This window comes from Duganella sp. GW822-FHT06D06 (assembly GCF_058799615.1).
In genome coordinates this window covers 110,075-135,247 of sequence record NZ_JBXALQ010000019.1, presented here as the reverse complement: position 1 = coordinate 135,247, position 25,173 = coordinate 110,075, and the positions used below count along the sequence as shown (strand labels likewise).

Annotated in this window: 20 protein-coding genes; 7 read left to right on the top strand and 13 right to left on the bottom strand. The window is 63.5% G+C overall.

Annotated features, from left to right (window positions below; translation table 11 throughout):
- Positions 1-67 precede the first annotated feature (67 nt).
- The 7 genes from AC1RMD_RS26480 to AC1RMD_RS26450 all read right to left on the bottom strand — a co-directional run bounded on the left by AC1RMD_RS26480 (position 68) and on the right by AC1RMD_RS26450 (position 5,062).
- Positions 68-427: a hypothetical protein gene (locus AC1RMD_RS26480; protein WP_492931032.1), complete on the bottom strand. Its 360-nt coding sequence runs from the start codon at positions 425-427 to the stop codon at positions 68-70.
- A gap of 13 nt (positions 428-440) precedes the next feature.
- Entirely contained in the window at positions 441-926 is a 486-nt protein-coding gene (locus AC1RMD_RS26475; protein WP_492931030.1) for a hypothetical protein, read from the bottom strand.
- Between the two features lie 100 nt (positions 927-1,026).
- Complete coding sequence (locus AC1RMD_RS26470) at positions 1,027-1,452, bottom strand: DUF7684 family protein (protein WP_492931028.1); 426 nt, start codon at positions 1,450-1,452, stop codon at positions 1,027-1,029.
- 68 nt (positions 1,453-1,520) lie between these two features.
- Complete coding sequence (locus tag AC1RMD_RS26465) at positions 1,521-2,501, bottom strand: glycoside hydrolase family 53 protein (protein ID WP_492931026.1); 981 nt, start codon at positions 2,499-2,501, stop codon at positions 1,521-1,523.
- 118 nt (positions 2,502-2,619) lie between these two features.
- Positions 2,620-3,501: an SMP-30/gluconolactonase/LRE family protein gene (locus AC1RMD_RS26460; RefSeq protein WP_492931024.1), complete on the bottom strand. Its 882-nt coding sequence runs from the start codon at positions 3,499-3,501 to the stop codon at positions 2,620-2,622.
- A 29-nt stretch (positions 3,502-3,530) separates the two neighbouring features.
- Complete coding sequence (locus AC1RMD_RS26455; RefSeq protein WP_492931022.1) at positions 3,531-4,151, bottom strand: 2-dehydro-3-deoxy-6-phosphogalactonate aldolase; 621 nt, start codon at positions 4,149-4,151, stop codon at positions 3,531-3,533.
- Positions 4,152-4,153: 2 nt separating this feature from the next.
- Positions 4,154-5,062 carry a 2-dehydro-3-deoxygalactonokinase gene (locus AC1RMD_RS26450; RefSeq protein ID WP_492931020.1) on the bottom strand — a complete coding sequence of 303 codons (909 nt, stop codon included), beginning with the start codon at positions 5,060-5,062 and terminating at the stop codon, positions 4,154-4,156.
- A gap of 185 nt (positions 5,063-5,247) precedes the next feature.
- On the opposite strand from AC1RMD_RS26450, the gene AC1RMD_RS26445 reads away from it, so the two are divergent.
- The gene (locus AC1RMD_RS26445; protein ID WP_492931018.1) at positions 5,248-5,823 is read left to right on the top strand and encodes a hypothetical protein; all 576 of its coding nucleotides are present in this window, start codon (positions 5,248-5,250) and stop codon (positions 5,821-5,823) included.
- On the opposite strand, the gene AC1RMD_RS26440 is transcribed toward AC1RMD_RS26445, so the two are convergent.
- From AC1RMD_RS26440 to AC1RMD_RS26425, 4 genes are all read right to left on the bottom strand, one after another.
- Positions 5,820-7,076 carry an MFS transporter gene (locus tag AC1RMD_RS26440; RefSeq protein WP_492931016.1) on the bottom strand — a complete coding sequence of 419 codons (1,257 nt, stop codon included), beginning with the start codon at positions 7,074-7,076 and terminating at the stop codon, positions 5,820-5,822. The two genes, AC1RMD_RS26445 and AC1RMD_RS26440, sit on opposite strands and share 4 nt — an antisense overlap.
- A 24-nt stretch (positions 7,077-7,100) precedes the next feature.
- Positions 7,101-7,628 (bottom strand): PadR family transcriptional regulator, encoded by a 528-nt coding sequence (locus tag AC1RMD_RS26435; RefSeq protein WP_492931014.1) that lies wholly within the window; start codon positions 7,626-7,628, stop codon positions 7,101-7,103.
- Positions 7,629-8,047: 419 nt separating this feature from the next.
- Positions 8,048-9,922 carry a glucokinase gene (locus tag AC1RMD_RS26430; protein WP_492931012.1) on the bottom strand — a complete coding sequence of 625 codons (1,875 nt, stop codon included), beginning with the start codon at positions 9,920-9,922 and terminating at the stop codon, positions 8,048-8,050.
- 77 nt (positions 9,923-9,999) lie between these two features.
- Positions 10,000-11,637 (bottom strand): alpha-amylase family glycosyl hydrolase, encoded by a 1,638-nt coding sequence (locus AC1RMD_RS26425; protein WP_492931010.1) that lies wholly within the window; start codon positions 11,635-11,637, stop codon positions 10,000-10,002.
- Positions 11,638-11,853: 216 nt separating this feature from the next.
- On the opposite strand from AC1RMD_RS26425, the gene AC1RMD_RS26420 reads away from it, so the two are divergent.
- The 6 genes from AC1RMD_RS26420 (at position 11,854) to AC1RMD_RS26395 (ending at position 21,802) form a co-directional block, all read left to right on the top strand.
- Complete coding sequence (locus AC1RMD_RS26420; protein ID WP_492931008.1) at positions 11,854-13,443, top strand: POT-type proton-dependent oligopeptide transporter; 1,590 nt, start codon at positions 11,854-11,856, stop codon at positions 13,441-13,443.
- A 106-nt stretch (positions 13,444-13,549) separates the two neighbouring features.
- Positions 13,550-14,119 carry an ORF6N domain-containing protein gene (locus tag AC1RMD_RS26415; protein ID WP_492931006.1) on the top strand — a complete coding sequence of 190 codons (570 nt, stop codon included), beginning with the start codon at positions 13,550-13,552 and terminating at the stop codon, positions 14,117-14,119.
- Positions 14,120-14,239: 120 nt separating this feature from the next.
- Complete coding sequence (gene pulA, locus AC1RMD_RS26410) at positions 14,240-17,002, top strand: pullulanase-type alpha-1,6-glucosidase (protein WP_492931004.1); 2,763 nt, start codon at positions 14,240-14,242, stop codon at positions 17,000-17,002.
- A gap of 48 nt (positions 17,003-17,050) precedes the next feature.
- Entirely contained in the window at positions 17,051-17,410 is a 360-nt protein-coding gene (locus tag AC1RMD_RS26405) for a PKD domain-containing protein (RefSeq protein WP_492931002.1), read from the top strand.
- 115 nt (positions 17,411-17,525) lie between these two features.
- Complete coding sequence (locus tag AC1RMD_RS26400) at positions 17,526-19,814, top strand: GH92 family glycosyl hydrolase (RefSeq protein ID WP_492931000.1); 2,289 nt, start codon at positions 17,526-17,528, stop codon at positions 19,812-19,814.
- A gap of 176 nt (positions 19,815-19,990) precedes the next feature.
- Positions 19,991-21,802 carry a sensor domain-containing phosphodiesterase gene (locus tag AC1RMD_RS26395; protein WP_492930998.1) on the top strand — a complete coding sequence of 604 codons (1,812 nt, stop codon included), beginning with the start codon at positions 19,991-19,993 and terminating at the stop codon, positions 21,800-21,802.
- Here the strand turns inward: AC1RMD_RS26395 and AC1RMD_RS26390 are convergent.
- Together AC1RMD_RS26390 and AC1RMD_RS26385 are read right to left on the bottom strand one after the other, a co-directional pair.
- Positions 21,756-23,447, bottom strand: a complete 1,692-nt coding sequence (locus AC1RMD_RS26390) for an alpha-amylase family glycosyl hydrolase (protein WP_492930996.1) — start codon at positions 23,445-23,447, stop codon at positions 21,756-21,758. The genes AC1RMD_RS26395 and AC1RMD_RS26390 overlap by 47 nt on opposite strands.
- 22 nt (positions 23,448-23,469) lie before the next feature.
- Positions 23,470-25,101, bottom strand: coding sequence for an alpha-D-glucose phosphate-specific phosphoglucomutase (locus AC1RMD_RS26385; RefSeq protein ID WP_492930994.1), 1,632 nt, complete (start codon positions 25,099-25,101; stop codon positions 23,470-23,472).
- Positions 25,102-25,173: the final 72 nt, after the last annotated feature.

Below are 25,173 nucleotides of genomic sequence, written 5' to 3'. Positions count from 1 at the left end.
TACAACGGTCATTGTTTCTCCTTGATGGCGGCAGTGTCCTGCCAAATGACCGTTTACACAAAATTATTTACACCCTCAGCGATGCGGCTTCCATTTTCCTCAGCAGTTCCTTGCCTCTGGCCTCATCGTATCCTTCCATGCGCGTGATTATCGTATCCATTGCTCCCCCAGCATTGCGGATATAGGCATCAGCAGTCTTACGGTCCAGATCGTCAATGCGCACATGCTCCGCTTCTTCAATGGCCGCCAAAATAGTATGGGTCAGCTCGATGCTTCCCGGCGGTGGCGGACTGGACGGCCCCTCGAAAAAAATATCCCGCTGCTGCTCTTCGGGCAACCCTGCTTGCTCTAAAGCCCGAATGCAATAGTAGACTGCAGCGATCGCAGTATCTAAAGAGGCCGATTCGATATAGGTAAGAATGTCCATGACTCACTCCGATTCAAAGCTCAATCGCATCAAAGAGATTTCTTGGCAAATTCTCGATGATGTACTCCTCCGAAAACAAGCTGGCTCGCTTCGCCAAGGGTACGAAATTAAGCATGGCAGCGACCGGCGGCTTCGGAATCACAAACATGAGTGGTGAAAAATTGGCGGGCTGAGCCGACTTCACCAGCTCTTGAATTTCATTGAACTGGCAAATGTCGATCATACCCTTGTTTAGCCGACTGATAGCGCCCCGTCGAATACCCGCACGGACTTTTTCTATCCTGCCTGAATGCAGATCTAACGCGCCCACATCCTTCATGAGACTCCAATACAGCGCACGTGGACTTGAGCTTGGCGGTACCGCGTTATATGGATTTAATTTTGACGGTGGGTCGAAGTAAGGCGTACACCAGGCATAATGAATCTCACCGTAGAACCACTGGCAGATTTCATATGCGATCCATGTGGAGCATGAATAATAGATGTCTTTGCTGTTCATTCCGTCGCCGCCGCCATCGAACTTCACAACGCCTCGATGGCAGGTGTAGCATGCGGTGCGGTGGTACGGCCTGATCGCACTCAAAGGTGTGCTCGCCTGTTCAGGCGTCGCGATACTCCGCTTCCAGCTCCTCGCGGCGCGGGGTGTCGGCGATGTGCAGGATCAGCGTCTCGCGCAGTTCGTGCGCGGGGTGCGCGGCGCGGTGCCGGGCGTACCAGAACGCTTCGCTCAGTTCTTCGTCCTCGTGCGCGGTGGTGATCAGCAGCTGTTCGTCCGGCACGTCTTCGTAGTTGACCGCTTCCAGGCTGGCGTCCTCAATCGCTTCGCGCCAGGCTTCGCACTCCTTGCCCCAAGCGAGCGCCAGCGCGCAGCCGGACTCCACCAGCCAGCGGCTGGTTTCCCACATCGTCATCTCCGCCACGTCGGCCTCGACGACCACCACGGCTTTGAAGTGGGACAGGCCTTCCAGCGCGGGAAGATCGCTGTCCGGAGTGAGGTGTAAATAACGGATGACTGGCTTCTGCATGATGGGACCATAGATATCGAATCCCGGATTCTAACAGGGAGGAGCCCACCCCTCCCTGCCCTCGCTGCTTAAAATGGATCAAGCGCGATGGTGAACTTGCCGCTCGCATCGAGCGCGCCCATCGTATAACCCTGCCAGCCCGGATACGCCTGCGGCTCCCAATAGAACACGCCCAGCCCGTTCGAGCCGAGCGCCTTGGTCTTGCTCAGCAAATCGGCCAGCATGGCCTTGCTGGTGGCGGCCTGGGTCCAGTCCAGCCCCACTTCCGTCACCATCACCGGCTTGGCGTAGCGCGCCACCATGTCCCACATATTGGTCGAGATCTTGTTGTTGTAGTTGGCCCAGTCCGACGCCGGCGGATAGTGCGACATGCCGATCACGTCCCACTTGGCGCCGGCCGTCTTCACGCCGTCGAAGAACCAGCGGAACACGGCGTTGTCGTAGCCGTTGGCCAGGTGCAGGATCACCTTGGCGTCGGGATAGACCGCCTTGGTGGCGTTGTAGCCGCTGTTGATCAACCCGGCCAGGTTGGCGAAGCTGGTGGTCTTCCCTTCCGGCCACAGCATGCCGCTGTTGATCTCATTGCCGACCTGTACCCATTCGACCGTGACGCCGTTGGTCTTCAGGTAGCTGAGGATGCCCTGCGTATGGCTGTAGACGTCGTTGTTGAGCTGCGCCAGCGTGTGGCTGGCCCAGGCGGCGGGCTTGGTCTGCTGGCCGGGATCGGCCCAGCCGTCGCTGTAGTGGAAGTCGATCAGGATGCGCTGGCCTTGCGCGGCGGCGCGCTTGGCTTTGTACAGCACGTCGGCGCCGTTGTTCCAGCCGCCGCTGGGGTTGACCCACACGCGCAGCCGGATCGAGTTCACCTGCAAGTTCTTCAGCAGCACAAACGGATCGGTCTTGACGCCGCTGCTGTTGTAGAACGAATAGCCGCTGGACTCCTGCTGGCTGACCCAGCCGACATCGGCGCCGTTGGCGAAGGTGGCGCACTGCGCGCCCAGGCTGAACGCCAGGCCGCAGAATGCGAACAGCAAATGCTTGAGCTTCATTGTTTTGTCTCCAGTTTTTTATAGTTTGAATGACACCCACTGCCGACCACGTGTGCGCACCTCCCCCTGCCGCGTCGCGCGGCATCTCTAAAAAAACGGATGACGATGAGTGCTGCCGCTAGCCGAAGCGCGCGGCCGGCAGGCCGGCCACGTCCAGCCGCACGGCGAACAAGGCGCCGGTCAGCGGAAACTCTTGCAACTGCTCCGGCGTGTTGTCCTCGCGCGCGCTGGTGATGTACAGCGTCTTCAGATCGGCGCCGCCGAAGGTGCACGAGGCGGGATTGCGCACCGGCACGTGGATGCTGTCCAGCAGTTCGCCGTCGGCCGAGTAGCGGCAGACACGGCCGCCGCCCCACTGCGCGATCCAGACGCAGCCTTCGCTGTCGACCGTCATGCCGTCCGGCGAACCTTCGCCGTCGCCGAACTGGCGCCACAGTTGCGGCGTGCCCAGCGTGCCGTCGGCCGCCAGCGGATAGGCATAGGTGCGGCCTTCGAAGCTGTCGGTGTGATACATGGTGGCGCCGTCCCGGCTGAAGGCCGGGCCGTTGCAGATGTGGTAGCCCTGGTCCGCCACCGTCAGCGACAGATCGGTATCCAGGCGGAACAGCTGGCCGATGGCCTGCGCGTAATCGGTGTTGTGCATGGAACCGGCCCAGATGCGGCCGGCGCTATCGGCCTTGGCGTCGTTCATGCGCAGGCCGCTGCCGGCCGGGAACGGACGCGCCAGGTATTCGATGCGCAACTCCGGCTCCAGCCACACGCGGGCGATGCCGTCGCGCAGGCCGGCCATGAAGCCGTCGCCGTCGCGGCGCGCGACCAGCCAGCAGATGTAGTCCGACATGGTCCAGCTGCGGCGCTGGCCGCCGTCCGCGTCCAGCGCATGCAAGATCTGGTTTTTCAGGTCGACGAAATACAGGCGATTTTGCTCCGCCACCCACAGCGGGCCTTCGCCCAGCTGCGCGCCGGCTTCCCAGATACATTGCACGTCATGCTTGCTCATCAGTTTCACTCCGAGTGTCGAATCCGCCATCATACGGTCAACGCGCGCCATTTGCTCACGTAGGCCGCTGCCCGCTGGCCCAGTTCCTCCAGGCTCACGCCCGGCGTGTACAACTGGCCGCCGATGCCGAAGCCGGTGGCGCCGGCGCGCACCCAGCCCTCCATATTGTCGGGCGTGATGCCGCCGACCGGCCACATCGGCGTGCCAGCGGGCACCACGCTGTTGAAGGCCTTCAGGCCGTTGTGGCCGACCATATCGGCAGGGAACAGTTTCAGCGCATGGGCGCCGGCGTCCAGCGCGGCGAACGCTTCGGTCGGGGTGGCGACGCCGGGCGCGCAATACATGCCCAGGTCTGCGGCGCGGCGGATCACGGCCGGAACGCAGTTCGGCGAAACCAGCAGGCGACCGCCGGCTTCGACCACCGCCTCGACGTGGCCGACGTTGAGCATGGTGCCGCCGCCGACCAGCGTATCCGGCAGCTGCTCCTTGACCAGCGCGGCGATGCATTCGATGGCGCCGGGACGGTTGAGCGGCACTTCCAGCGCGCGGAAGCCGGCCTGGTGCAGCACCTTGCCGACCGCGACCGCCTCCGCAGGTTGCAGGCCGCGCAGGATGGCGACCAGGGGAACGGTGGGGTGGGATGGAGTCATGGTCAAGCCTGGTGATTGAATTGGGAAATCGCGCTGCAGTACACGCGATGCGGATCGAGCACGTCGCACTGCAAACCGAAGTGCGTGGCGGCCACCGCATAGCGGGCGGCCAGCGCCGGCGAGCCGATGACGGTGATGCCGGCCGCGCCGCCGGCTTCGGCCAGCGCGCGGGTGGCGGCGGCGAATTCGGCGCCGATCAGCAAGCCGCTGACCACGGCCGGCGCCTGCGCCTGCGGCGCGCTGCGCGAGACCACGCCGGCGCGCACGCGGAACAGGGTATTCGACAAGGGTTCGTTCAGGGCGGCCTGCCGCAGGCCGATGGCGTAACCCTCGGCATCCGAGGCGTCGCCGCCCATCATGGACGACAAGGTGCCGCGGGCCGACAGCATGGCGAACAGTTCGCCGGTCATGTAGGTGGACAGCGACTGGATCAAACCGTCGCGCAGCAGCACCCATTTGCTGTGGGTGCCGGGCAGTACCAGCCAGCCGTCGCGATGGCCGAGCGCCACCGCGCCCAGCAGCTGGGTCTCCTCGCCGCGCATGACGTCGACGGCGGCGCCGTTGCGGTAGCAGTAACCGGGCACGATGCGGCAGCGGCCGGCCCAGTCGGCGTCGGTCACCGGCGCCAGGTGCTGCGGCAGGCGCTGCAGGGGCACCGCGCTGTCGAGGTAATTGACTTCCTGCCAGCCGGAGGCGCTGCCGACCATGCCGGACATGATCACCGGCACCTGGCCATCCACGCCCATGGCGTCGAGCAGGCCGGCCAGCGAGTCGCCGAAGCGCTCGCGTCCGCCGACCGCCAGCATGCCCTGGTCATCCTCGTGTTCGGCCAGGCAGGCGCCGTGTTGATCGATCAGATAGGCGCGACGGTTGCTCGTGCCCCAGTCTATGCCCAGTATATTTTTGTCCACTATATGCGATCCTTTTTACGACGCTGCCGCCATGGTACGAAAAAGACCGCCCCGCCTCCAATGAATTATCTCGCGGGAGTAATATCAAAATGGTATAGCCAGGCCCGGTTCAGGCCGGTAAAAGTTGCCCCTTGGATGCCTTTGGTTTAGTATGACCGCAACCAACAATCCAGGCATTCACGTATATGGTATCTCGCAGCCCGTCCACCCGAAATCTGTTCATTGCAGGCGCCGTCGCCGGTGCGCTGCTGCTGGGCGGGGGTGTCTATTTCGCCGCCATCAAGCCGGCCGAATCCCAGATCATGCCGGCCCAGGCCAAGCTGCCGGCCAGCGCCAGCAGTTCGGCGTCGGCCTCCGCCTCCGCCAGCGCGACGGCGGCGCCGCGCCATGCCGCCAACGTGGCGCCGTCGGCCTCGGCCGAAGTCCAACACGTGCGCAGCAAGGAACAGGCCGCGGCGGCGCTGATGGCGCTGCCGGAACTGCAAGCCTGGTCGGCCATCGTGGAGAAGAATTCGGGCGGCAAATCGCACGGCGCCCTGATCGAGTACGACCCGGCCCCGCGCAAGCTGAACGGCAAGAACTACTGGCAGTTCAGCTTTGTGGAGAACAGCAGCGATGCGGCGCAGCGCTGGGAGAGCTTCCTGGTCTCGTCGAGCGACGAGGAAATCCTGGTGGAAGACGCCAGCACCGACGAAGTCATCAGCCTGGCGCGCTGGCGCCGGGAGAAACACCCCGCCAAGCGCACCAGCATCGACGGCTAAGCGAGCTTCCGCCCTGCCTGCGGCGCGGCCTTGGCGGCTGCGCCCACCCGCCCTATCCAGCACACCGAGAACAAGGTCAGGCCGGCGGCGATCCAGCCGTTCAGGCCGTAGCCGACGATATGGCCGGCCGCATCGGTGTGCAGCATCAATCCCCCCAGCAGCGCGCCCACGCCGCTGCCCACTTGCTGGATCGCCGAGTTGGAGCTGAGGAAGGCGCCACGCTTGGCCGGCTCCGGCACCGTCGTCATCAAGGCCTGCATCGGAATGTTGCGGCCCGACAGAGCCATCATGAAGAACGGGAAGAACAGGATCACCGCCACCAGCGGGATCGCCGGCATGTGCGTCATGAACATGATCGGCAGCATGGAGAACAGCGCGATATAGCGGTACACCCGCTGGGCGCCGACGCGGTCCGACCATTTGCCTATCATGCGCGCGCTGAACAGCGTGGCCACGCCGCCGGCCAGGTAGACAAAAGTGATCTCCGCCGGCTGCACGCCGATATTTTCCACCAGCACCGGCGAGATGAAGGGGATCACCAGCATGCCCGTCAACATGTTCACGCCCGACAGCAGGAAGGCTTTCAGATGGCCGCGCACGCGGTACAGGCCGATCAGATTGGGCAGCACTTCGGACAGCGGCACGCGGCGCGTCAAGTGGCCGTTCAGCGACGGCAGCACGCGCCAGGCGGCGCACCAGACCAGCAGCGAAAACACCACCAGCAGATAGAACGGCGAGGCCCAGCCGTAGTGCGCGGCCAGCATCACGCCGGTCGGCACGCCGGCCACGGCGGCCAGGCTGAACGAGGTCATCACGATGCCGGTGGCGGCGCCGCGGCGCTCGCCCGGGATCAGGTCGCCGATGATGGCCATGACGATGGAGCCCAGCACGCCGCCGGTCAGACCGGCAAACGCGCGCGACAGCACCAGCAGGTGGAAGTTGGGCGCCAGCGCGCAGGCCAGGTTCGACAGGGTGAACAGCGCGAACATCGCCAGCAGCAAACGCTTGCGGTCGAAACGGTCGATATACATGGAGGCCAGCAGGCCGGACAGGCCGGCGCACCAGGCGTAGGCCGACACCGCGCCGGACACGGCGGCCGGTTCGATGGCAAAGGCGCGCATCAGCTGCGGCGCCAGCGGCATCATCACCATGAAGTCCATGATGACGGTGAACTGGGTCAGCGCCAGCAGCCACAGCACGAGGCGTTCGCGCGCCGCAGGCAGCGGCAGGGTCAAGGGGGAAGTTGCTTGCATATTGTTGTGCTCCCTTCAGTTGGCCTATTCCAGCGCCAGGATTTCAGCGGTGGTGCGGCGCAGGATGGCGCGTATCAGCTCCAGTTTGGCGGCGCTGGGATGGTTCTCCTGGCCCTGGGCGATCACCGCGTGCTTAAGTTCATGCATGATGGTGCGCAGGTCGTCGCGCGACTCGGCCGGATCGCTCATGCGGGCCACGATGGCGTCGACGAATTGGCGGTTCTCGGCCAGGAAGGCCTCGCCTTCAGGCGTGATGGTGTGCAGCTTCTTGTTGCCGTCGGCGGTAGCGACCACGTGGCCCATGTCCAGCAGCATCGACAGCAGCGGATAGATGGCGCCGGGGCTGGGCGTGTAGCCGCCGCCGGAGCGCTGCTCCAGCTCCTTGATGATTTCATAGCCGTGGCGCGGCTTTTCCGCGATCAGCTGCAGCACGATGTAGCGCATGGCGCCGGCGTCGAACATTTTCGGCCCACGGCCGCGGCCGCCGCCGCGATGGTGGTGGTCGCCATGCATGGCGTGGTGGCGGTGTTGGTGATGTAAAAATCTAAACATTTCTGAACTCCTTACGATATGACAAGTTAAGATATAACTTATTGAGATATATCTTAACTTGTTTACGGAAGAGTTCAAGGACTTTTTTTTAAGCAGTTTACGCTTGGCCTACCAACGCGGTCGCAGCAGATTCTGTTCCACCAGGAGCTGAACGTACCGCTGGCGGAGATTCGCATGCTGATGGATGGGGGAAGGGAATACGGTTTATACCGATATGGTCGCGGCCAAGCCGCAGGGAGCGGAAGCGCGGCGGTGCAGACGATCATGCAGCGCTGGCGCGATCATCTGGAGTATTTCTGGGCGCCCGGGGCGCCCGGGCGCCCGGGGTCAAGTCTGACATTCGGACACGAGCTCTGCAGTAACAGGCGTTACTGTAGAGCTCGTGTCCGAATGTCAGACTTGACCCCGGTGTTTTTGTTTTAACTGTCGAGGTGGGAGATCAGCAGGCGGCGGTTGTCGTCGCCGCCGCTGGCGGTCTTGTGCTCGACGACCAGGCGCGAGTTCTGCGTGTCCAGCGAAATGCCTACCGACAGGATGTCGATCAGCAGCAGTTGCAGGATGCGCGAGATCATCGACAGGAAGGTGGTGCTGTCTTCGCTGTGATCGACCGCCAGGCAAACGCTGGCCTTCTTCGCCAGCGGCGAGTTGCTCGACGTGATGGCGATGACGTCCGCCCCCGCCGCCCGCGCCGCATCGACCGCCGCCAACAGATCCGGCAGCTTGCCGGAATTGGAGATGGCTATCACCACGTCGCCCGGATTCAACAGCTCGGCCGCCAGCGTCAGCAGATGCGAGTCGCCATAGGCCGACGTCGGAATGCGGAAGCGGAAGAACTTGTGCTGGCCGTCCAGCGCCACCACGCGCGAATTGCCCATCGCGTAGAACTCGACCCGCTTGGCCTTGGCCACCAGCGCGATCGCCTTGTCCAGCGAACGCACGTCCAGCTGGTCGCGGAATTTCAGGATCGCGGAAACGGTATTGTCGATGACCTTGGCGCTCAGGTCGTGCGTGCTGTCGCTGACGCGCACCTGGCTGTGGCGCACCGGAATCGCACCGGTCAGGCTGCTGGCGAACTTCAATTTGAAATCGGCCAGGCCGAGGAAACCCAGCGAACGGCAGAAACGGATCACGGTCGGCTGGCTCACTTCGGCCAGGCGCGCGATGTCGGCGATCGGCTCGTTCAACACCAGGCGCGGCTGCTCCAGCACCAGCTGCGCCACGCGCTGCTCGGCCGGCGTCAGCTCGTGCTGCAGATGCTGCACCCGCTCCATCAGCGTGTTGGCGCCGCTGCGTCCGCGCAGGTGCTCGGACAAAATCGTCGCCACGCCGTAGAACGCCGGGTTCGGCGTGGTGATCACATAGGTCGGAATCTCCGACAGGTAACTGGTGAAGCGGCCCTTGGCCTCGAAGCGCGAACGGAACGGCGACGAAGCGAACCACTCGCCCATGCGCGGCACGATGCCGCCGCCGATGAACATGCCGCCGAAGGCGCCCAGGGTCACGGCCAGGTTGGCGGTGGCGCCGCCCAGCATGGCGCAGAAGCATTCCAGCACTTCCAGGCACAGCGGGTCTTTGTCGGTCAGCGCGCCGGCCATGATCTCCTGCGACGTCAAGTCGCGCACCTGGCGCCCATTGCGCTTGGCGATGGCGCGGTAGATGATCTCCATGCCGGGGCCGGAAATCAAACGCTCGGTCGACACGTGCGACCAGGTCTGCCAGGCGTACTGCAAAATCGAATATTCGCGCTCGTCGGCCGGCGCGAAGTTGGTGTGACCACCTTCCGAACCCAACGTGACGAAACCGTCGACGGTCGGTATCACGCCCGATACGCCCAGGCCGGTGCCCGGTCCCAGCACGCCGATGACGGAATTGGAGGCCGGCTTGCCGCCGCCCACCTGCATCAGATCGGCCGGCTTCAGGCCCGGCAGCGACATCGCCAGCGCGGTAAAGTCGTTCACCACCAGCAGCGTGTGCAGACCCAGGGCGCGGCGCACTTCGTCGGTGGAGAATTCCCAGTCGCGGTTGGTCATGCGCACGTGGTCGCCGCTGACCGGATTGGCCACCGCCAGCGCCGCGTGGTTCAGCGTGATATCGGCATGGTCCGACAGGTAGGAGCGCAGCATCGCCACGATGTCGGTGTAGTCGTCGCACTTGAGCACGCGCACTGCGCGGAACTCGCCGGGCGCGGTCTGCAAGGCGAAGCGGGCGTGGGTCGCGCCGATGTCGGCCAGCAGGCGCGGGCCGTCGGCGAAGGCGGTGCGGTTCAGTTTTTGATCTACTTCAGCTTGTTTCATCGTCAATTCAGTCAAAACAGTTGGCGGAAGCATACCCGAAATACCTGGTGTTAAGAAGGAAACGATGCGAAATCGTATCAGCGGGCGTAGCCAAACCAGGCGCCGAAGGCCGGCAGTTGCACCTGGCCGTCCACCACCGTGCCCGGCAGGCCGTAACCATCCATCTGCTCGGCGCCCAGCGCCTGCGGCAGCGCGCATGTGACAGGCTCCGCACCCAGGTTGAACACGGCGATGATGCCACGCTCGCCCTCGACGTCGCGGCGCAGCGCCAGCACCGGTTCCGGCGTGTCGAAGAACTGGATCGCGCCGCGCGTCAGCTGCGGCAGCTTGCGGCGCCAGGCGATGAACTTGCGGGTGAATTCCAGCGACGACGCGGCATCGCCCTCCTGCACCGAGGCCGCCTTGGCCAGGTGGTCCGGCGATACCGGCAGCCACGGCTTGCCTTCGGTGAAGCCGCCGTTGGCGCCGTCGGTCCACGCCATCGGCGTGCGGCAGCCGTCGCGGCCCTTGAACTCCGGCCAGAAGGTGATGCCATACGGGTCTTGCAGCAGTTCGAACGGCACGTCCGCCTCGGCGAAGGCCAGTTCGTCGCCCTGGTACAGGCACGGCGTGCCCTTCAGCGACAGCTGCATCGCCAGGATCATCTTGGCGAACGCCGCCGGCGCGTCCGGGCCGCCCCAGCGGGTCGCCACCCGCTGCACGTCGTGGTTGCCGACCGACCAGGAAGCCCAGCCGCCCTTGACGCGCGCTTCGAAATTCTCCACCTGCTGGCGGATGTAATGCGACGAGCAGGTCGGCACCAGCAGGTTGAAGCTGTAGGCCATCTGCAGCTTGTCGCCGTCGGCGGTGTACTCGGCCATCACGGCCAGCGAATCGTCGGCGCCCACTTCGCCGATCGCGACCGCCTTGTATTCGTTCAGCAGCGAGCGCAGTTTCTGCAGGAACGGCAGGTTCTCCGGGCGGCTCTTGTCGTAGATGTGCGCCTGCATGCCGTAGGGATTGACGTCCGATACGGTGGCGGTGTCGCGGTTGACGGCCGGCGGATTGCTGCGCAGTTCCTGGTCGTGGAAGTGGAAATTGCAGGCGTCCAGGCGGATGCCGTCGACGCCGCGCTCCAGCCAGAAACGCAGCGCGTCCAGGTGGGCCTGCTGCACCTCCGGGTTGTGGAAATTGACCTGCGGCTGGCTGACCAGGAAATTGTGTAAATAGTATTGACGACGGCGCGTGTCCCACTGCCACGACGAGCCGCCGAACACCGACATCCAGTTGTTCGGCGGATTGCCGTCCGGCGCCGGATCGGACCAGACGTACCAGTCGGCCTTGGGATTGTCGCGGCTGGAGCGGCTCTCCTTGAACCACGCATGCTCCTCGGCCGTGTGCGCCATCACCTGGTCGATCATGATCTTCAGGCCCAGGCTGTGCGCCCTGGCGATCATCGCATCGAAGTCGGCCAGCGTGCCGAACATCGGGTCGACGTCGCAGTAATCGGAGATGTCGTAACCGAAGTCCTTCATCGGCGATTTGAAATAAGGCGAGATCCAGACGATGTCCACGCCCAGCGATGCGATATAGTCCAGCTTTGCCGTAATCCCGGGTAAATCGCCGATGCCGTCACCGTTGGTGTCGTTGAAGCTGCGCGGGTAGACCTGGTAGATGATCGCCTCGCGGTACCAGTCCTGGGAGTGCGGTAAAACTTGTGTAAGTTGCTTAGTCATAAGAAAATCCGGGGTTGGCAAAGCTGGATATAGGTTTGTAGACAATATACATCACGAATATGGTTTTTTCAATCCATGAGGCACTTGCGGATTAATACAATTAATCCATAAAAATCAGCATCTTACGAATATTTACAAAAATTCGTCGGATAAAAATAGTAGTCAAACTACACAAAATCAGGAGAGAAAATAGTGAGCAACACCGGCAACGGGCCAATGCCCCGGCAAATTCCCTACATCATCGCCAACGAAGGCTGCGAACGTTTCAGCTTCTACGGCATGCGCAACATCCTCACGCCATTCCTGCTCAGCACCCTGCTGCTGTTCGTGCCGCTGGCCGACCGCGCCAGCGAGGCCAAGCATGTATTCCACACCTTCGTCATCGGCGTGTACTTCTTCCCGCTGCTGGGCGGCTGGCTGGCCGACCGCTGGTTCGGCAAATACAACACGGTGTTCTGGTTCAGCCTGATCTACGTGGCCGGCCATGCCTGCCTGGCGATCTTCGAGGACAACCTCAAGGGTTTCTACTTCGGCCTGTTCCTGATCGCGTTCGGCTCGGGCGGCATCAAGCCGCTGGTGGCGGCGTTTGTCGGCGACCAGTTCGACCAGAGCAACAAGAACCGCGCCAAGCTGGTGTATGACGCCTTCTACTGGATCATCAACTTCGGCTCCTTCTTCGCTTCGCTGCTGATGCCGGTGTTCCTGCGCGACTACGGCCCGGCCGTCGCCTTCGGCATTCCCGGCATCCTGATGGCGGTCGCCACGCTGATATTCTGGCTCGGCAAGCGCAAGTACATCCACGTGCCGCCGGCCGCGCCGAATCCCAACTCCTTCAGCAGCGTGGCCCGCACCGCGCTGATGAGCAAGCAGCCGGGCCAATCGCGTCCCGGCCTGATGATGGCCGGTGTCGGCGCGCTGGGCGCGGTGGCGTCGCTGTGCATGGCGCCGCAATGGGGCTTCGTCATCGCCGCCTGCCTGGCGCTGGTGCTGGTGCTGGCCTTTGGCGGCATCGGCGTGTCGATGCAGCTGGACCGCGCGCGCGGCCTGCATAGCGACGAAGCGGTGGAAGGCGTGCGCGCGGTGCTGCGCATCCTGATCGTGTTCGCGATGGTGACGCCGTTCCATTCGCTGTTCGACCAGAAGGCGTCGACCTGGATCGTGCAGGCCAACGCGATGAACAGCCCGTTGCTGAACATCTTCGGCTGGGAATTCACGCTGCTGCCGGCGCAGATGCAGGCGGTCAATCCGATTCTGGTAATGCTGCTGATCCCGTTCAACAACCTGGCCTTGTATCCGATCATGCGCGCCATCGGCATCACGCCGACGCCACTGCGCCGCATGGGCATGGGCATCGCGCTGGCTGGCGTGTCGTGGATTGTGATCGGCATGCTCCAGCTGCAGATGGACGGCGGCGACAAGATCTCCATCCTGTGGCAGCTGCTGCCGTATGCGCTGCTGACCTTGGGCGAGGTGCTGGTGTCGGCGACGGGACTGGAGTTCGCCTATAGCCAGGCGCCGGTGCCGATGAAGGGCATTATCCTGAGCTTCTGGTATCTGGCGATCACGGTTGGCAACCTGTGGGTGCTGATCGTCAACGCGGGCGTGAAGAACGACGCCGTCAGCGCGTACATCGCCACCAGCGGCATGGGCGTGATCGCGTTCCAGATGTTCTTCTTCGCCGCCTTCGCCCTGCTGGTCGCGGCGATCTTCGCGCTGTACGCGATACGCTACAAGATGGTGGACAACTACCGCAGCGAAGGCCCGGCAAGCTTCTGCTATCCAGAGACGGAGAAGGACAAACCGTAAACCAACATGTCTGAGACATTGGGGCCAGGGCGTTGACAATTATCGAATCGCCTCACCAAAGGGCGCGTAAGCTTGGCAGTCATCTCAATAAGAAGAACCGACAGGGATGACTGCCCAATCCAACACTTACACGCCCGCAATTGCCGGGAAGATCCTAGTCGTGAGGGAGCAAAAAATATTGCTCGATAGCGACTTGGCGGACTTATATAACGTTCCGACAAAGGTTCTGATGCAAGCCATCAAACGAAACAGCGAACGCTTCCCATCGGACTTCATGTTCCAATTGGACGATTCGGAGTGGAGCTCTTTGAGGTCACAATTTGTGACCTCAAAGAGCGGTCGCGGCGGGCGCCGCTACGCCCCTTATGCATTCACCGAACAAGGTGTAGCCATGCTCTCATCAGTACTTAGCAGCGCTACAGCAATTGCGGTAAATATCGAAATTATGAGAACGTTCGTTCGCATCCGAGAGACCTCCGCATCAAGCAAAGAACTAGCGTTGCGACTTGACCAGCTGGAAAGCAGAACCTCTATGCTATCCGTGCGCAATGACAACCTTAGGCAATATACACACGCACAGATCAAGCAGATATTTGACGTCCTACGCCAACTAATGATCAAACCAGAACCCGCGCCCAAACGGCCGATCGGGTTTGTTATCCCCGATGAAAAGTAACGGTCCACGCAAAAAGTATCAAAACTACAGATTTTGGATTACCATAACCGGCAAATACAAGGGTGTTTGCCGGTTTTTTGTAACCGCACTACCTAAATCTATAGTTTTGGAGGCGGCGATATGGGCGGTAAGCATCTAGGGGCATGGCGGCGGGTTGCCGGGGTTTCTGTGGGCGGCGCGCTGGCGTTGACTTGTGTGGCGGCCGCGGCCGCCGATGCGACGCTGGCCGCTTGCGACGGGCCGTTCGCTACCGTCTTGCAGCCTGCCGTCGCCGCCGATGCGCGGGCTTACTGGCTCAATCGCCAGCTGATCAAGTGGCCGGGCGCCGACGCTTCCGGCGGCGCTTTCAAACTCTATTACTCCGCTTCCGCTTCGCTGCATGCGACGCCTGGTGCGCGCGTGTCCGGCGCGGATGGCTCGCTGGCTTTGGCGCGTTTGGATGGCGGCTTGCCGTCCGATGTCGCGCAACGCTTCAAGTTCGTCGGCAATGGCGCGGTACTGACGCTGGCGGCAGCGGATGCGGCGCGCCTTGGCGGCGTGCTGACGAAGCAGGTCATGCTGGTGCAGGAAACCGACGACGGCACCGTGCGCGATGCCACCACACTGCAAATCGCCGGCGTGCTCGACGACCTGTATGCAGGCGCCGTCAACGCACGCGATCTGGGCGTCAGCGTCGGCAAACAAACCGGCTTCAAACTATGGGCGCCGACCGCGCAGCGCGTGGCGCTGTGCACCTACGCCAGCGGCTCCGGCAAAGCCTCGGCCATCACCGCCATGCAACGCGACGACGCCACCGGCATCTGGTCCGCGCAGCTTGACGGCAAACGCTCCGGCCAGTACTACCAATACCTGGTGGACGTGGTGGCGCCATCGGCAGGCCTGGTACGCAACCTCGTCACCGATCCCTATTCGATCAGCCTGACCACCGACTCCAAACGCAGCTACATCGCCGACCTGAACGCCGCCAAGCTGAAGCCCGCCGGCTGGGACAAAACCTCCGCCCCGAAAAAAGTCGCCGCCCAATCCGACATGACGGTCTACGAGCTGCATGTGCGCGACTTCTCGATCAACGACAACACCGTCAGCGCCGCCAACCGCGGCAAGTACACCGCCTTCACCGAAGCCGGCTCCAGCGGCATGAAGCATCTGGCCGCGCTCAGCAAAGCCGGCATGACCGACATCCACCTGCTGCCCGTGTACGACATCGGCAGCGTGCCGGAAAAAGGCTGCGTCACACCGGCCATCCCAACGGGCCTGAAGCCGGACGGCGAAGAGCAGCAAGCACTGGTCGCCAGGACCCAGGCCGCCGACTGCTACAACTGGGGCTACGATCCCTACCACTACAACGCGCCGGAAGGCAGCTACGCCACCGACCCGGCCGACGGCGCCAAGCGCATCGTCGAATTCCGCCAGATGGTGCAGGCGCTGCACAAGACCGGCCTGCGCGTGGGCATGGACGTGGTGTACAACCACACCTTCATCGCCGGCCAGAACGAGAAGTCCGTGCTGGACCGCGTGGTGCCCGGCTACTACCACCGCCTGAACGCCAACGGCGCGATCGAACGATCCACCTGCTGCGACAACACCGCCACCGAGAACCTGATGATGGCCAAGCTGATGATCGACTCGGTCGAACAGTGGGCCGTGCAGTACAAGATCGACTCGTTCCGCTTCGACCTGATGGGCCACCAGCCGCGCGCCGCGATGGAGCAGCTGCAAGCCCGCGCCGACCGCGCCACCGGCCATCACATCAACCTGATCGGCGAAGGCTGGAACTTCGGCGAAGTGGCCGACGGCGCGCGCTTCGTCCAGGCCTCGCAGCTGTCGCTGGACGGCAGCGGCATCGGCACCTTCAGCGACCGCGCGCGCGACGCCGTGCGCGGCGGCAGCGCCGGCGACAGCGGCGCGCAGATGATCACGCAACAGGGCTACATCAACGGCCTGGTGTACGACGCCAACGCGCAAGCGGGGACGCGTCCCGCCAGCGACCTGCTGCAAGCGTCGGACCTGGTCAAGGTCGGCCTGGCCGGCTCGATCCGCAGCTACCCGCTGCAAACCTCGGACGGCAAGACGCAACCGCTACAGGACATCGTCTACGGCGGCAACCAGCCGGCCGGCTACGCCAGCGAGCCTGGCGAAGTGGTCAACTACGTCGAGAACCACGACAACCAGACGCTGTACGACATCAACGTCTTCAAGCTGCCGCGCGCCACCAGCAGCGCCGAACGCGCACAGGTGCAGATGCTGGGCGCCGCCATCAACGCCTTCAGCCAGGGCGTGGCCTACTTCCACGCGGGCTTCGATATCCTGCGTTCCAAATCGCTGGACCGCAACAGCTTCAAATCGGGCGACTGGTTCAACCGCATCGACTGGAGCTACCAGGACAACTACTACGGCACCGGCGTCCCGCGCGCGGAAGACAACGGCAAGGACTACGAGTTGATCAAGCCACTGCTGCGCGACACCGCCATCAACCCGTCGCCGAAAGACATCGCCTACGCGCGCGACGCCTTCCGCGACCTGCTGGCGATCCGCTCCAGCAGCACGCTGTTCCGCCTGCGCAGCGCCGCCGACATCAAGCAGCGCCTGCGTTTCCACAACACCGGCAGCGACCAGGTGCCGACCGTGATCGTCGCCCACCTGGACGGCGCCGGCTACCCGGGCGCCAACTTCAAGTCCATCACCTACCTGATCAACGTCGACAAAGTGGCGCAGCGCGTGACGGTCGCCGCGGAAAAAAATCGCCTCTACCAACTGCATCCGGTCCACACCAACATGGCCGCAGCGGACAAACGCGTGGCCCTGGAAGCCAATTACGACGCCGCATCCGGCACGTTTGCAATTCCGCCACGCAGCGCCGTGGTATTCGTAGAAAAGAAGTAAACACCGTGCTATCTTTTCGGCTCACCATCGAGCCGGAAAGAGACCACAATGAGATGCAACCACATCGCAGCACTGCTGCTCACGCTAACCATCAGCGCCTGCGGTGGCGGTGGCGACTACAACGCGCAGGCAAACCACGCACCGGTCGCCGCCGCCGGACCCGCACAAACCGTGGCGACCGGCAGCTCGGTCAAGCTGGCCGGCAGCGGCACCGACGCCGACCAGGACATCCTCGCCTATTCGTGGACGCTGACCAAACCCACAGGCAGCACGGCCACCCTGCTGAACTTCCACGTCGCCACGCCGACCTTCTTTGTCGACCTGCCGGGCGTCTACGTCGCCACGCTGACCGTCAACGACGGCAAACTCGATAGCGCGCCGTCGTCCGTCACCATCACCGCGCAGTAGCTGGCGCAGCTTGTTTAGTAATCGGCCAATAAACATGACGGCCGCCCAGGCCTGTTGGTTTGCGGCGATGGCATAGCTGCTACACTGGTTTTCGCCAGTCACCACCGCCAAAATTATGAAACTGCACACGCTTGCGCTGCCCCTTTTCCTGTTCGCGCTGACCGCTTCGGCCGCGCCCGTCGCCGACCCTGTCGAGTGGATCAATCCCCTGATGGGCACCGCCAGCAAGCCCGAACTCTCGAACGGCAACACCTATCCGACCATCGCGCTGCCGTGGGGGATGAACTTCTGGACGCCGCAGACGGGCAAGATGGGCAACGGCTGGGCCTACACCTACGACGCCGACAAGATCCGCGGCTTCAAGCAAACGCACCAGCCGTCGCCGTGGATGAACGACTACGGCCAGTTCGCCATCATGCCGGTCACCGGAAAACTCAAGTTCACGCAGGACGACCGCGCCAGCTGGTTCTCGCACAAGGCGGAAGTGGCCAAGCCCTACTACTACAGCGTCTATCTGGCGGACGCCGACGTGACCACCGAGATCGCGCCGACCGAACGCGCCGCGCAGTTCCGCTTCACCTTCCCGAAAACCGACGACGCCTATGTGGTGGTGGACGCCTACGACAAAGGCTCGTACATCAAGGTGATCCCGGCGGAGCGCAAGATCGTCGGCTACAGCACCCGCTACGCCCGCGGTCCGCTGCCGAAGAACTTCAAGAACTACTTCGTCATCTACTTCGACAAGCCCTTCACCTCCACCCGCATCTGGAGCGGCGACAAACTGGTGAACAACGTCATGGAACTGGCCAGCGACCATAGCGGCGCGGTGGTCGGCTTCAAGACCGCCAAGGGCGAGAAGGTCGGCATGCGCGTGGCCTCCTCCTTCATCAGCGAAGAACAGGCGGAGCTGAACCTGAAGCGCGAACTGGCCGCCGACAGCTTCGACGCCACCGCGCAAAAAGGCAAAGAGGTATGGAACAAGACGCTGAGCCGCATCAGCGTGGAAGGCGGCAGCGACGAGCAGACGCGCACCTTCTATTCCAGCCTGTATCGCATGCTGTTCTTCCCGAACAAACTGTATGAGATCGACGCCAACAACCAGATCGTCCACTGGAGCCCCCACAACGGCAAGATCCTGCCCGGCTATATGTACGCCGGCACCGGCTTCTGGGACACCTTCCGCGCGCTGTACCCGTTCCTGAACCTGATGTACCCGTCGATCAACCGCGAGATGCAGGCCGGCCTGGCCAACGTCTACAAGGAAAGCGGCTGGCTGCCGGAATGGTCCAGCCCCGGCCTGGCCGACGTCATGATCGGGAATAACTCGGCGTCGGTGGTGGCGGAGGCCTACATCAAGGGCCTGCGCGGCTACGACATCGACACGCTGTGGCAGGCGCTGAAGCACGGCGCCGACAACGAAGGGCCGATGAGCGCCGTCGGCCGCGCCGGCGTCAAGTACTACAACGAACTTGGCTACGTGCCGTACGACGTCAAGATCAACGAGAACGCCGCCCGCACGCTGGAATATGCATACGACGATTTCGCCATCTACCAGCTGGGCAAGGCGCTCGGCAAGCCGCAGTCGGAGATCGGCATCTACGCGCAGCGGGCGATGAACTACAAAAAACTGTTCGACCCGGAGACGGGCCTGATGCGCGGCAAGAACAAGGACGGCAGCTTCCAGTCGCCCTTCAACCCGTTCAAATGGGGCGACGCCTTCACCGAGGGGAATAGCTGGCACTACACCTGGTCCGTGTTCCAGGACGTGAACGGGCTGGTGGACCTGATGGGCGGCCGCGAGAAGTTCGTCGCCAAGCTGGACCAGGTGTTCACACTGCCGCCGACCTTCGACGAAAGCTACTACGGCGAAGTGATACACGAGATCCGCGAAATGCAGATCGCGAACATGGGCCAGTACGCGCACGGCAACCAGCCGATCCAGCACATGATCTACCTGTACGGCTACGCCGGCGCACCGTGGAAGACGCAGTACTGGGCGCGCGAAACCATGAACCGCCTGTACAAGGCCACGCCGGACGGCTACTGCGGCGACGAGGACAACGGCCAGACCTCGGCATGGTACGTGTTCTCGGCGCTGGGCTTCTACCCTGTCACGCCGGTGGTGCCGCAGTACGTGGTCGGCGCGCCGCTGTTCAAGAAGGTCACGCTGCGGCTGGAGAACGGCAAGACGGTGGTCATCAACGCCCCCGCCAACAGCGACAGCAAGCGTTATGTGAATACGCTCAAGGTCAACGGCAAGCCGTATTCGAAGAACTGGCTGAGCCACACAGGCCTGATGCAGGGCGCGGTGCTGGACTTCGACATGTCCGATCAGCCGAACAAGCTGCGCGCCACCGCACCGGCCGACGCGCCCTATTCGCTGTCAACTGATCCGCAACACTAAAAACTAGGGCAAATGGAAATCATGGTATTCTGTGATTTCCATTGAGCGACTAACGCCAGTTAATCGCAATTCGGGAGCCACGCCCCGCTCCCCCGCAGCACCCCATCCTTTCCAGTGCCCTACCCCGCATTGAATAGCAGCTTGTCGTTAAACGCTTTATGCGCAGAGACCAGACCATGACTATTTCTTGCCAACTTACTGAATCCCGGCGCCTCGACGCCCTCCACAAACTGAACCTGCTCGATACGCCACCCAGCGCGGCCTTCGACCGCATCACGCGCATGGCCGCGGGCATGTTCAAGCTGCCGATTGCCGCCATATCGCTGACCGACGCCGACCGCCAGTGGTTCAAATCGCGCGTCGGCGTCGAACACACGACCATTCCCCGCTTGCACGCGCCCTGCGGCAATGTGGCCGACAGCGGCGAGCTGCTGCTGATCCCCGACCTGCTGGAGGACGTATATTTCCGCGATAGCCCGCTGGCCGCCAGCGGCATCCGCTACTACGCCGGCGCGCCGCTGACCACCGCCGACGGGCACTGCCTCGGCGCGATGTGCGTGCTCGGAATGGAACCGCGCGATACCACGCCAGAGGAACTTGCCGCGCTGTGCGACCTCGCCGGCATGGTCATGGCGCAGATCGAAATGCAGCATGCGATGGGACGCATCGATCCGCTCAGCGGCCTGCCGAACCGTAACCAGTTCCTGGAAGACTTCCAGGACCTGCAACGCGACCGCCCGGCCGGTGAGCAGCGGCTGGCGGTGTTGATCAACCTGACCACGCCCGAACAACTCAGCCACGCCGCGCGCGCGATGGACCCGTCCTACGTCGATGAATTGGTGACCGACGCCGCCCGCTGGCTGCGCACCGAGGTTGGCGCCAGCCGCCGCGTCTACCATGTGACGACCACGCAGTTCGCGCTGATCGCGTCGCCCGGCACGACGCTCGACGTCTACTTGCCGCTATTGGAGGCAAAGATGGCGCATGCTCAGGGCATCGCCAAGTCGCGCTACGTCGCCACGCCCACGGTCGGCATCGCGCCTTTCGAAATCGGCAACGCCGACTGCCTCGGCGTGCTGCGCCGGGCACAGAGCGCAGCGCACGACGCCATCGACACGCCTGCCCATATCGCCGTGTATTCGGAAGCCGAGGATGCGCTGTACCGGCGCCGCTTCACCATGCTGAACGACTTCGGTTCCGCGCTCGAAAGCGAGAACCAGCTGCGGCTGATGTACCAGCCCCGCATCGACATCACCACCGGCGGCTGCATCGGCGCCGAAGCGCTGCTGCGCTGGAACCATCCGACGCTGGGCGCCATCGGCCCGGCCGAATTCATCCCCGTGATCGAACGTTCCGGCATGGCGCATGCGACCACCGCGTGGGTGCTGGCGACGGCCATGCGGCAGCAGCGCCAGTGGCGCGACCAGGGTTTGTGTTTGCAATTGTCGATCAATGTATCGGCGGCGAATCTGCTGGAACCTGATTTCGCTACTGCCCTGGCGACGGGCCTGAAGCAATACGGCTTGCCGCCCGAATGCATCGAGCTGGAAATCACCGAGAGTGCGATCATGATGCAGCCGGTCAAGGCCCACGCCATGCTGGACGCGATCGCCGCCACCGGCGTGCGGCTGGCGATCGACGACTTCGGCACCGGCTACAGCAGCCTGTCCTACTTGCAGCGCATGCCGGCCGACGTGGTAAAAATCGACCAGTCCTTCCTCATCGGACTGGAAGACGATATGCGCAAGCAGGCCTTGGTGGCGACGATGATCACGCTGTCACAGGATCTCGGCCACCGCGTGGTGGCCGAGGGTGTGGAATGCGAGGAGGTGCTGATCTTCCTGCGCCTGGCCGGCTGCGACGAAGCGCAGGGCTTTATGTTCGCCCGGCCGATGGAGGCCGAGGCCTTTAGCGCCTGGAGCCCGACCGCCGTCGCCGTTGTTACTCCTGGCCGATCAGCACGACAGCATTGCGCGCGCCAAACGTGACGCTGCCGCCCTTCACCACGGCGGTCTTGCCGGAGTAGTAGTCCTTCACCTTCTGGCCGTTGGCAAACACGCCGTGCAGATTGATGGTGGCGGCCTTGTCGGTCGGCAGGTCGAGCGCGACGACCACCTTGTCGTGCAGCGCGCCCTTGTCGTAGGTGCGCTTGAAGACGTAAGGCTTGGCTTGCAGCTGCTGGTGGACGCCGGCGCCCACCGACACGTGGTCCTTGCGGAACAGGCCGATCTTGGCCCAGTGCGCGCGCACTTCGGCGATCTTGTAACCGTCGCGCTGCACGTTGCGCTCCAGCTCATCCCAGTTCATGAAGGAGCGCAGCTTGGCGTCGCCCAGCGCTTCGGCCACGTCCAGCTTGCGCGCGGTTTCGTCGCCGTAGTAGATCTGCGCCGCGCCGGGCGCCAGCAGCAGCTTGTTCGCGCTCTCGAACGGCTTCTTGCGCGAGGCGTCGAACGGCTTGTCGTAGTCGTGCGAGTCCAGGTAGTTCAGCACCGAGTAGCCATCCAGCGCGCCGCCGTGCAGCGCGTTCGAATAGCTGCTGAACAGCGGCTCATAATCCTTCTCCGCATCGTAGATCAAGCCGAAATTGATCAGGCTATTGAAACCGCTCTGATAGTAGTTGGCGCTCTGGCCGCCGCCCAGGTCGAACACCTGGCCCTGCGCGATGTTGTAGTTGTAGACTTCCGCCACCGAATAGAACTTGTCGTCGCTGAGCTTCTTGTCCGGGTTGGCGCGCTTCCAGTCTTCGAAGGCGACGGCGGCCTCGGTGTTCAACTCTTTCCAGGCCTTGGCCTCGACGTGCTTGACGGTGTCGGCGCGGAAGCCGTCGATGCCGTACTTGCGCACCCAGTCCGCATGCCACTTGATCAGGTAATAGCGCGGCGCGCGCGGATAGCCGGTGCGGGCGAAGAACTCATTCAACTCCTTCACTTCGCGCTCAAAGCGGCCTTCGCGCTGCCACTTCGCCGCCAGCTTCTCCGGCAGCTCGACCGGCGTATCGCTGTCGGTGCGGAAGTCCGGCAGGTTCTTCACCAGCGTGCATTCGATGGTGGTCTTGGCGTCCTTGTAGGTGCACTGCGGGTCGGTGCGCACCCAATCGTCCGGCCAGGCGTAGTCGGTCTCCGTCACCGGGCCGGTCTGGTTCATCACCACGTCCAGCACCACGCGGATGCCGTGTGCGTGCGCGGCGTCGACCAGATTGCGGAAGTCGTTTTCGGTACCCAGGCTGGCGTCGACGGCGGTGAAGTCGGCGGCCCAGTAGCCGTGGAAGCCGTAGGACTTGCCGGTGCCTTCATCGGTGCCTTCGTGGATCTGCTCCACCGGCGGCGAGACCCAGATCGCGCTCACGCCCAGGCTGTCGAAATAACCTTCGTTGATCTTGTTGGTGATGCCGGCCAGGTCGCCGCCCATGTAGCCGCGCAGCGGGCCGGCGTCCGCCTTGCGGCCGTAGACAAGGTCGTTGCCGACGTAGGCGTTGTTGAAGCGGTCGGTCAGCATGAAATAGATCGTGGCGTTCTCCCACAGGAATGGCTTGCGGGCGGCCTGTTTGGCGGCCGGCGCGGCGACGGCCGAGGTGCCGGCCGTAGCCGCTCCAAGTGCCAGTGCCAGGGTCATTGCAAGGGGAGTCAATTTCATGCTGTCTTCCTTTATGGTGGTTTTATGTGGTGACGGTCGGACGCGCGCGTCCGGTCCATCCGGTGATGCCGCCAACCTGCTCGGCGATGAGTATCAATGCGGATAAGGCCTGCTGGGTGGGCAGGTGGTGGTAGGCCGGATCGGCTTCGTAGCGTTCCAGGTAGACGCGCAGGGTCGCGCCCTCGGTGCCGGTGCCGGACAGGCGGTACACGATGCGCGAGCCGTTGGTCATGACGACGCGGATGCCCTGCAGCGTGGCGACCGAACCGTCGACCGGATCGGTGTAGTCGAAATCGTCGGCGAAATCGACCACGTGATGGCCCAGGTCCTGGCCCGCCAGCGCGGCCAGCTTGATGCGCAGGGAATCCATGAGCTCATTGGCGCCCTTGGTTTCGACCGCCTCGTAATCGTGGCGCGAATAGTAGTTGCGGCCGAAGCGCGCCCAGTGTTCGCCCAGCAGCTGCTCCACCGATTTTCCGCTGGCGGCCAGCAGGTTAAGCCAGAACAGCACGGCCCACAGACCGTCCTTCTCGCGGATGTGGTCCGAGCCGGTGCCGTAGCTCTCCTCGCCGCACAGCGTGGCCTTGCCCGCGTCCAGCAGCGTGCCGAAGAACTTCCAGCCGGTCGGCGTCTCGTAGCACGGGATGCCCAACGCGTCGGCCACGCGGTCGGCCGCGCGCGAGGTCGGCATCGAACGGGCGATGCCTTTCAGGCCGGCGCGGTAGCCCGGCGCCACGGTCGCATTGGCGGCCAGCACGGCCAGGCTGTCGGACGGCGTGACATCGAACTTGCGGCCGACGATCATGTTGCGGTCGCCGTCGCCGTCGGAGGCGGCGCCGAAGTCGGGCGCGTCGTCCGCCGCCATGATGGCGATCAGCTGCGCGGCGTTGACGGGGTTGGGGTCCGGGTGGTGGCCGCCGAAATCCTCCAGCGGCACGCCGTTGATGACGGTGCCGGCCGGCGCGCCCAGCATGCCTTCAAGGATGGTCTTGGCGTAGGGGCCGGAAACCGCGTGCATGCCGTCGAAGCACATGCGGAAGCCGCGCCCGAACAGCGCCCTGATGGCGTCGAAGTCGAACAGGCGCTGCATCAGCTCCGCATAGTCGGCCACCGGGTCGATCACCTCGACCTCCATCAGCTCGATGCGCGAGACGCCGAGGCGGTCGATATCGATGGCCGGCGCGTCGCTGATGCGGTACTGCCTGATGCATTCGGTGCGGTGGAAGATCGCCTCGGTCACGCTCTCCGGCGCGGGGCCGCCGGCGGCGATGTTGTACTTGATGCCGAAGTCGCCATCCGGTCCTCCCGGATTGTGGCTGGCAGACAGCACGATGCCGCCCAGCGCGCCGTGCTTGCGGATCACGCAGCTGACGGCCGGCGTCGACAGGATGCCGCCCTGCCCCACCAACACCTTGGCGTAGCCGTGCGCGGCCGCCATGTGCAGGATGGTTTGCACCGCCTCGCGGTTGTGGAAGCGGCCGTCGCCGCCCAGCACCAGCGTTTTGCCGGCGCAGTCGTCCAGCGTGTCGAACACGCTTTGCACGAAGTTTTCGAGATAGGAAGGCTGCCGAAAGATGGTGACTTTTTTCCGCAAGCCGGAAGTCCCCGGCCGCTGGCCGGGAAACGCTTTGGTCGCTACAGTTTGTATGCTCATGTTCGCTCCGCACAGGTAAAGGACAGTATTCGCAGCCCCTGTTGTACCTGTTCCGGCAAACGGGCGGCGCGC